General features: G+C 67.9%; 12 protein-coding genes. 11 read left to right on the top strand and 1 reads right to left on the bottom strand.

All coding sequences use genetic code 11. The features are described 5' to 3' along the window. Positions 1-729 (top strand): DUF305 domain-containing protein (locus tag ABZS58_RS50705; RefSeq protein ID WP_354791984.1); only part of this gene is annotated, 729 nt, incomplete at its 5' end. A 95-nt stretch (positions 730-824) separates the two neighbouring features. Here ABZS58_RS50705 and ABZS58_RS50700 read toward each other — a convergent pair. Continuing rightward, positions 825-1,292, bottom strand: a complete 468-nt coding sequence (locus ABZS58_RS50700; protein ID WP_354791983.1) for an integrase — start codon at positions 1,290-1,292, stop codon at positions 825-827. 92 nt (positions 1,293-1,384) lie between these two features. Here ABZS58_RS50700 and ABZS58_RS50695 point away from each other — a divergent pair, with 92 nt between their 5' ends. The 10 genes from ABZS58_RS50695 (at position 1,385) to ABZS58_RS50650 (ending at position 7,247) form a co-directional block, all read left to right on the top strand. Continuing rightward, positions 1,385-1,663, top strand: a complete 279-nt coding sequence (locus ABZS58_RS50695) for a GlsB/YeaQ/YmgE family stress response membrane protein (RefSeq protein WP_354791981.1) — start codon at positions 1,385-1,387, stop codon at positions 1,661-1,663. A 336-nt stretch (positions 1,664-1,999) separates the two neighbouring features. Then, entirely contained in the window at positions 2,000-2,428 is a 429-nt protein-coding gene (locus ABZS58_RS50690; protein WP_354791979.1) for a catalase, read from the top strand. Then, a complete protein-coding gene (locus tag ABZS58_RS50685) occupies positions 2,425-2,610 on the top strand; it encodes a transposase (RefSeq protein WP_354791977.1) in 186 nt (61 codons plus the stop codon). Before ABZS58_RS50690 ends, ABZS58_RS50685 begins: the two co-directional genes overlap by 4 nt. A gap of 12 nt (positions 2,611-2,622) precedes the next feature. Then, the gene (locus ABZS58_RS50680) at positions 2,623-2,946 is read left to right on the top strand and encodes a hypothetical protein (protein ID WP_354791976.1); all 324 of its coding nucleotides are present in this window, start codon (positions 2,623-2,625) and stop codon (positions 2,944-2,946) included. Positions 2,947-3,684: 738 nt separating this feature from the next. After that, complete coding sequence (locus tag ABZS58_RS50675) at positions 3,685-4,413, top strand: hypothetical protein (RefSeq protein ID WP_354791974.1); 729 nt, start codon at positions 3,685-3,687, stop codon at positions 4,411-4,413. Positions 4,414-4,453: 40 nt separating this feature from the next. Beyond that, a complete protein-coding gene (locus tag ABZS58_RS50670; RefSeq protein ID WP_354791986.1) occupies positions 4,454-4,756 on the top strand; it encodes a PadR family transcriptional regulator in 303 nt (100 codons plus the stop codon). A gap of 329 nt (positions 4,757-5,085) precedes the next feature. Beyond that, a complete protein-coding gene (locus tag ABZS58_RS50665) occupies positions 5,086-5,214 on the top strand; it encodes a hypothetical protein (protein WP_354791973.1) in 129 nt (42 codons plus the stop codon). Positions 5,215-5,482: 268 nt separating this feature from the next. Next, positions 5,483-6,184 (top strand): cytidylate kinase family protein, encoded by a 702-nt coding sequence (locus ABZS58_RS50660; protein WP_354791971.1) that lies wholly within the window; start codon positions 5,483-5,485, stop codon positions 6,182-6,184. A 14-nt stretch (positions 6,185-6,198) separates the two neighbouring features. Further along, positions 6,199-6,840 (top strand): MFS transporter, encoded by a 642-nt coding sequence (locus ABZS58_RS50655; protein ID WP_354791970.1) that lies wholly within the window; start codon positions 6,199-6,201, stop codon positions 6,838-6,840. 83 nt (positions 6,841-6,923) lie between these two features. Further along, the gene (locus ABZS58_RS50650) at positions 6,924-7,247 is read left to right on the top strand and encodes a hypothetical protein (protein ID WP_354791968.1); all 324 of its coding nucleotides are present in this window, start codon (positions 6,924-6,926) and stop codon (positions 7,245-7,247) included. Positions 7,248-7,286 lie beyond the last annotated feature (39 nt).

The following is a 7,286-nucleotide window of genomic DNA, read 5'->3' as shown; positions in this document are numbered from 1 at the left end:
GCGCTGCACCGGTCACCGTCAGCACCGCCACCGCTGACGGGTATGCGAGGCTCACCGTTCACGACGCCGGTCCCGGCATGCCGGCCGAGTTCCTGTCTCACCGTCACGCTCGCCGCTTGCAGTGACACCGCAAGCGGCGGCGGTAGCCCCACGGCACCGAACAACGGTAGCGTCAGCGTCAGCGTCAGCGTCAACCCGACCTTCAACAACGCCGACGCGATGTTCGTCCGGATGATGATCCCGCACCACGAGCAAGCCGTGGAGATGGCCGCCCTCGCCGAGACGAAGGCGACCGATCCGGACATCAAGCAACTCGCCGCCAAGATCAGTACCGGGCAGGAGGCGGAGATCGCAACGATGAAGGGCTGGCTGGTCGCCTGGGGGCAGCCGACCACGATGCCGAGCTGTCCCGGGATGCATTGCATGCCAAGCAACATGATGCCGAATGGAACGTCGCCGAATGGCATGATGCCGAGCGGGATGCCGATGATGCCGGGCATGATGTCCAGCGCAGATATGGCGAAGCTGAAGGCGGCGACCGGCACCGACTTCGACAAAATGTTTCTCCAGATGATGGTCGTTCACCACCAGGGAGCGTTCACGATGGCTCAGGCGGAGCTGGCCCATGGGACCAACCCGGACGCCAAGGCTCTCGCCGGCCGCATCGTGAAGACGCAGCAAGCCGAGATCGTTGCGATGCAGCAGATGGCCGGCCAACTGCATTCATGACCAGACCCGGCGTACAGGACGCTGTGCCTGCCGAATATGCCATCCGGGCAGTTCAGGCGGCATGATCGTACTCGCGGAGGACGCCGCCGAGGCGGTCATGTCGATGGATGTTCAGGTGGGCGAGCCGGTCTGGATCGGGATCGGTTCGGGTAGCGGGCCAGTGGCCGGGTGTTGGCGATGCCCTGAGGGGATCTGTGTTCGTTGTAGAAGAGCTCGTACTCGTGTAGCGCGTGCAGCAGATGTCGTTGGTTGAGGATCAGCGTCCGGTCGAGCAGTTCGCGCCGGCAGGTCCGTATCCAGCGTTCCATGACCGCGTTCATCCGGGGCATCCGGACGCCGCTGAGCACGACCGCGATCGCTGCTTCGGCGAGGACAGCGTCGAACAGAGCCGGGTACTTGCCGTCCCGGTCGCGGATCAGGTACCTCACCCGGCGTCCCGCGTCCTCCGGGTCCATCACCGGGTTGCGGGCGGTCTGGGTCACCCACGCCGCGGTGGGATGCGCGGTCGTGCCGAGGATCCGGACACGGCGGCTGGCGTTCTCGATGACCGCGAGGACGTACATCCCGACAGCATCAGCGACAAGGGATTGTCATGACTGGTCGGCGCAACGCTGGGCACAGGTAGGGGGAGCCGAATCAACCCGAGGGAGGAACCGTGACCATCTCCGGCATCATCACCGCGTTGATCGTGGGCATCATCGTCGGCACGCTCGGCCGGTTGGTCGTTCCCGGCAAGCAGAACATCTCCATCTGGCTGACCCTGGTCGTCGGCATCATCGCCGCCCTGTTGGGTACGGTCATCGCTCGAGCAGTCGGGGTGAACACGTCCGGATTCAGCTGGCTGGAGCTACTGATCCAGGTGGGGCTGGCCGCCGTCGGCGTGGCCATCGTGGCCGGTTCTGTCGGGCGCCGGAACCGCCACGCGGTCAGATAGCCACAGTCGTTCGCGGTCACAGCGCGCCGTCATCACGTCCTGAACCGGCGAATTGGTGCCGTGCCGACACTGACACGGCGCTGGGCTTCCCCCTGAGGTGCGGACACCCCTCTGGACGTTGGTCCAGAGGGGTGTCCCCGTTGGGGCGTCCATCGAAGGGGCCACAAAAGAGCTCTGGATCCGCACTATCGGCGGCAGGCAACGCGTCAGCCCACGCGGTGAAGATGGCTCATTCGGTTTCGCAACGACGCAACCGGGCACAATGCGCCCAGCCTGTGGCGATGCGTGTTGTGCGGCGTTGACCGATCGCACCGCTGTTCACCCTGGAGGTACGACATGACGAGCCCGAAGCTCAAGCCAACGACGGCGGATGCCGGCATCCCGGTCGCCAGCGACGAGCTCTCTCTCACCGTCGGTCCGGACGGCCCGATCGTGCTGAACGACCACTACCTCATCGAGCAGATGGCCAACTTCAACCGGGAGCGCATCCCGGAGCGCCAGCCGCATGCAAAGGGCGGTGGCGCGTTCGGTCATTTCGAGGTGACCGGCGACGTCAGCGCCTACACGAGGGCAGCGGTGTTCCAGCCGGGCACCAGGACCGACACCTTGAGCCGGTTCTCCACCGTCGCCGGCGAGCGGGGCAGCCCAGACACCTGGCGCGACCCCCAGGGCGGCAAGCGCAATACCGCGAACGCGTTGGTTGAGCCGGCGTCGGTGGAGATCCCGGTGCAGGCCGTGGCGGTGGTCCGGGCGGTATCCGGGTGACGCGTGTCCGAGACGCGCTCGGGCCGGTCTTCGATGACGGCGAGTTCGCGGGCTGGTTCGCCGCCGAGGGGCGCGGCGCGGTGCCGCCGGGTCTGTTGGCGCTGGTGTGCGTGTTGCAGGCGATGGAGGATCTGACCGATCGTGACGCGGCGGACGCGGTCCGGACCCGGATGGACTGGTAGTACGCGTTGGGCTTGGCCCTGGACGATACGGGGTTCCACTACTCGGTGTTGTCGGAGTTCCGGGACCGGCTCGTTGGTGACGGGCGGGCGGTACGGCTGCTGGAGTTGATGCTGGACGCGGCTCGTGAGGCTGGTCTGCTGCGCGGCGGTGGTAGGGCGCGTACGGATTCCACCCATGTGCTGGCGAAGATCAGCGCGTTGAGCCGGCTGGAACGGCTCGGCGAGACGATGCGGGCTGTGGTGAACCAGCTCGCGCTGACCGCCCCGGGCTGGCTGACGCCGCGGATCCGGCCGGAATGGGAGCAGCGGTACGGCCGGCGGGTCGACCGGAAATGACCCCGGCCACTGCGGGCGTTGGGCGGGTGGCATCAGCCCGGGACTCTCTGGATGGTCCGGGGTGTGGGTGTTTGTGTTGGGTTTAGGCGGTGGGTTGCAGGGTGACGGTGTGGCCGAGGGCTTTGTCAATTCCGGTGCCTTGGCCCCCGCGCCCTCGGCCTCGACGCTGCTGGCGGAGGCCGCCCTGCCCGACGATTCTCTGCGTCGATAGTCACTGCAGCGCCACGATGATCGCCTTGCCACGGTGATATAGACGGCTCGCCCGCATCCTGGGGGTAGGTGTGCGGGCGAGCCGTCGAGGACTTCGATCAGCGCGACCAGCGGCTGGCGACGTTCTGCCACGCACGCTCGGCCGGTACTGTGGCCGCTGGCGGCTGCGCTGCCAGCGGCCACGGCGCCGACCGCTCAAGATCGCACCGCCGTCAGCTATCACAGTCCACATCGGACAGTGGACGACACGCCAACACCGACCCACCACAAGATCATCGCCAGAACCGAATTTCATGAGCGACGACAAACGCTGCAACCCCGAACTCCCATCTGCTGACAGGCGCGCAAGCGCCCCTGCTGCCGCAGACGCTCCACGCACTGGACTCACGGTCGTCGCTCGGACCGCCTTCTTCTGGTGCCGGGGTGGGCGGGGGAGTTGCGGCATCCGCCAGGTATCGGTACATGGCTGGACGGGGCCATCGAGTTGGCGAAGGGGACGCTACTATGCCCACCGTGGTAATAGTTGGCATGGAGGAAACCGCCGTACCGGCCTGGCCCCGTCGTGTACTCGTGGTGTCGGGCGTCCTCGTCGGGGTCTTCGCGCTCGTGGCCGCCGCTCGAGTGCCGGTCGCCGACTCGTCGGTGTGGCTGGAGGCCTCAACCGTGGCGGTGTCCGCACTTGTCCTCGTCGCGGCGGCCTGGTGGATGGCCGGACGGTCGGCGACCATCGATCGACGGACGGTGCTGCTGTGGGGACTGGGTTGGGGATTCGGACTGGGGGCGTTGTGGATCGCCGAGATCGCCTTCAACAACGTCACCCCGCCGACGGTATCCACAGCATCGAACCGCGGCGTGGTGGACAACGTGACGTGGGCGGTCGTGGGCTTGGCCACGTTCGTGACCGCCGCATGGGTCACGGTGCGAACCGGCCGGTGGCGCAGCGGGCTGCGCGCAGGGGTGTGGTCCGGGGTGGGCAGCGGTCTTGGTGCCAGCCTCGGGGGCGCTGCCCTGCTGGCGTTCCTGCGGTCCGATGTGGAGCGGGATCCGCTGATGCTGAGCGAATGGCAGCAGCGGGCATCCGATATGGACCTGGCCACGTACGTTACCCGCGAGACGATGGCCGGCGTCGGCGGCCATCTGTGGGTACTAGGCATCGCGCAGGGCGCAGTTGTCGGGCTCGCCGCCGCGTCCCTCGGCATTGTCGTGGTGCGACTCAGGGGTGACTCGCGTCCTACGGCAGCTCGAAGTGCCCAGTAAGCGACCTCCGGCCCCGACATTCAACGAGGCCGGTTTGCACGTGTTGCTCGCGGTCGCCGACGTGCCACGTCACGGATACGCGATTATGCAGACCATCGCGGCCGAGTCGGATGGCGCCGTGCAGTTGGGGCCCACGACGCTCTACCGGACCCTACGTACGCTCTTCGATCACGGGCTGATCCAAGCGTCATCAAACGTGGATGACGTCTCTGACGACCCCCGCCGCCGCTACTACCGCATCACCGAGGCCGGACGTAACGCCGCACGCGTCGAACTGGCCCGCTTGGAATCCGTCCTGCGCCGCGCCCACGGCAAGCTCCGCATGCGACCAGACACCACATGACTCCACCGCCGCGCTACCCGGGCCGGCCACCCACCACCCGCCCGTACCTGTGGGGCTCGTAAAATGGGTTCGGTTTCGCTGCCTGCGAATATTCGTTGATGATGCCGCCGAGGATCGGGTGTCGTTGGACTCGGGCGGTGGTGAGGTCGACGACCCGCGACGGCGGGTTCGGTGGTCGCTGGCCGAGTGATCGGTGTGGCCTGTGGCCGTTGTAATGCTTGGTGTACTCGTCAAGGACGCTCGCCCAGGTGCCGTTCGCCGGCGATGATTCCGGGCCTACTGGGTCACCCAAGCACCGGTCGGGTGCGCGGTGACCCCGACGATGTGACATGGCCGGACTCGGGATGCTGGCCGACGTCGGGTTCACTGTGCCGTTGCTGATCGGTGAGCTCGCCTTCGGCGCCGGCAGCGTCCGTGCCGTCGACCCCGACAACCGCCTCGTGGCCCGCGGTCTGTAAGCCGAGTGGGAACACGCCCTCGCTGCCCTCGTCGACGCTGAAGCAGGGCTCGGCGATCTGGGCTACCTACCTGCTGATGTGTCCTGATGGCGGTGCACCGGCCGGATCGGGAATTGGCCCGTCCATCCCCGATCCGGGGTTCTGCCTCCGGAGGACTGCTGGGCAACGCCGGCGGTCGTGGGCATGCTCGGGCCGTTGCTCGTGCGCAACGGCGTACAGGTGACTTGTCGCGATACCGGGGTACGTGCCGACGGCGAGGATACCCAGCTTGGTTTACAGAGGGACACCTCGACCGGGGATCCTGGCCGGCGTCGCTGCGGAACTGCACGTGCCGGAGGCGGCGATCACCGACCTCGACCCGGACGCGCCCCAACGCGAGCGCGGCGCGTGGCGCCGTTACCTCGGCAGCCTGGAACGGGCCACCGTCGGCGAGGGCATGCCGATGTCCGACATCGATCTCGTCGAGGCCCGCCACCGGTCACAGACCGAAGATTTCCTGGCCCGGGCCACCGTGCACGGTGGCGTCATCCTCGGTCGTGGCGGGGCGGTGGCGCTGCAGACGGTCTCTCAGGCCCTGCACGTGAGGCTGACCGGGACCCGAGCCGGCCGTGTCCACCAGGCGATGCGCCTGGAGGGCATCGACCGGCACACCGCCGAGCAACGCCGCGAGGTCAACGCCCGCGCGCAGCAGGGGTACCTGCGCCGTGCGTACGGCGTCGACGGGGAGAACACCGACACGTACCACATGCAGCTTCGACAGCACAGTGCTCACCCTCGACACCTGCGTCGACCTCGTCGTGGCGGCGACGCACGCCCGCACCATCACCGACCGGGTGGCGGGGCACCCGCAGGAACCCGTATGACCGACACGGCACCCGCGGCGCCGGCCTCGCGGCTGCGGACCGTCCAGTACCTGGGGTACGCGGGCGGAGACGCCGCCAACAACCTGACCTTCACCTGTCGGTCCTGACCGGGCTGTTCATCATGCAGACCCTGCAGGTCTACTACGCCAGGGACGTGCTGGGCAACGCGGACTACACCATCGTCCTCACCATCCTCACCACCGGCGCGATGTTCGTGGTCAGCCCGCTGATCCCGAAAATCGTCGAAACGTTCGGCAAGCAGCGCGCCTACGTCGCCACCGCAGCGCTGACCGCGATCGGTGGTCTCGGCATCGCCTTCTCCCCGCCCGACGTGCCGGCGGTGCCGCTGGTCTCGCTCGCCGTGTACGGCATGGGGATCGCCGCGGTGCAGTCGCTCATGTGGGCGCTACACGCCGACACCGTCGAGTACGGTGACTGGGCTTCCGGCATACGGATCGAGGGCGCCAACTACGCCGCGCTCTCCTTCACCCGCAAGGTGGGCCAGGGCGTCGGCGGTGCGCTCGCCGCGTTCGGCATCGGCCTCGGCGGGTACACCGCCGGCGCGGCCACGCAGTCCGCCGAGAGTCTCAACGCCATCCGGTACGTCACCGGGCTCGGCCCGGCGGTGTTCGTCGGGATCGGCGCCGCCACCATGCTGCGCTATCCGTTGAACGAGGAACGGTTCCGCGGCATCGTCGCCGAGCTGGGCAACCGGCGTCGCGAGCGAATCCTGCACGGCGTCGAATCCGACGGCGAACGCTGAGCATGCCGAGCCCCGACGATGGTGATCGGCAGCGTGCACGCCTTCGAGGGGCATGTGTGCCCGCCGGCGGGGAAGATGAGGCGATGACCGAGCACGATGCGGCGCGGTGGCATGCCCACCCGGCGGCTGACGCCGTCCACGAGTTCGACGTGGACACGCACCGGGGGCTGCCGACGGCTCCGATGCGTTACCGGATCGGCGGACAGGCTGAGCCGCAGGACAGCCTGCAGTCAGATCGCTTGGGTGAGTTCGATGAATGCCGCAGCGACTCGCCGGTTGGGCGGGGCGTCGAGTCCGAGTTCGTAGTGGCCGCGTCGAAGGTGCCGGTGACCACGACGGCCCGCCGCCCATGCCGCGGAACTGGGCCGGCAGTGAGAATGCCGCCGTGGTGCCGGTCGCCGCCGTGAGGACCGGCGGGTCGAACGTGATGATGTTGATCCGCCACG

This window comes from Dactylosporangium sp. NPDC005555 (assembly GCF_040605635.1).
Lineage (GTDB): Bacteria > Actinomycetota > Actinomycetes > Mycobacteriales > Micromonosporaceae > Dactylosporangium.
Note: the sequence above shows the minus strand (reverse complement) of the source record. Positions and strands in the feature narration are given on the sequence as shown.

Excerpts from the sequence above, each read along its gene's own strand:
- ABZS58_RS50650 (WP_354791968.1), top strand. The coding sequence starts at position 6,924 with ATGACCGAGCACGATGCGGCGCGGTGGCATGCCCACCCGGCGGCTGAC.
- ABZS58_RS50700 (WP_354791983.1), bottom strand. The coding sequence starts at position 1,292 with ATGTACGTCCTCGCGGTCATCGAGAACGCCAGCCGCCGTGTCCGGATC.
- ABZS58_RS50655 (WP_354791970.1), top strand. The coding sequence starts at position 6,199 with ATGCAGACCCTGCAGGTCTACTACGCCAGGGACGTGCTGGGCAACGCG.
- ABZS58_RS50675 (WP_354791974.1), top strand. The coding sequence starts at position 3,685 with ATGGAGGAAACCGCCGTACCGGCCTGGCCCCGTCGTGTACTCGTGGTG.
- ABZS58_RS50665 (WP_354791973.1), top strand. The coding sequence starts at position 5,086 with ATGGCCGGACTCGGGATGCTGGCCGACGTCGGGTTCACTGTGCCGTTG.
- ABZS58_RS50690 (WP_354791979.1), top strand. The coding sequence starts at position 2,000 with ATGACGAGCCCGAAGCTCAAGCCAACGACGGCGGATGCCGGCATCCCG.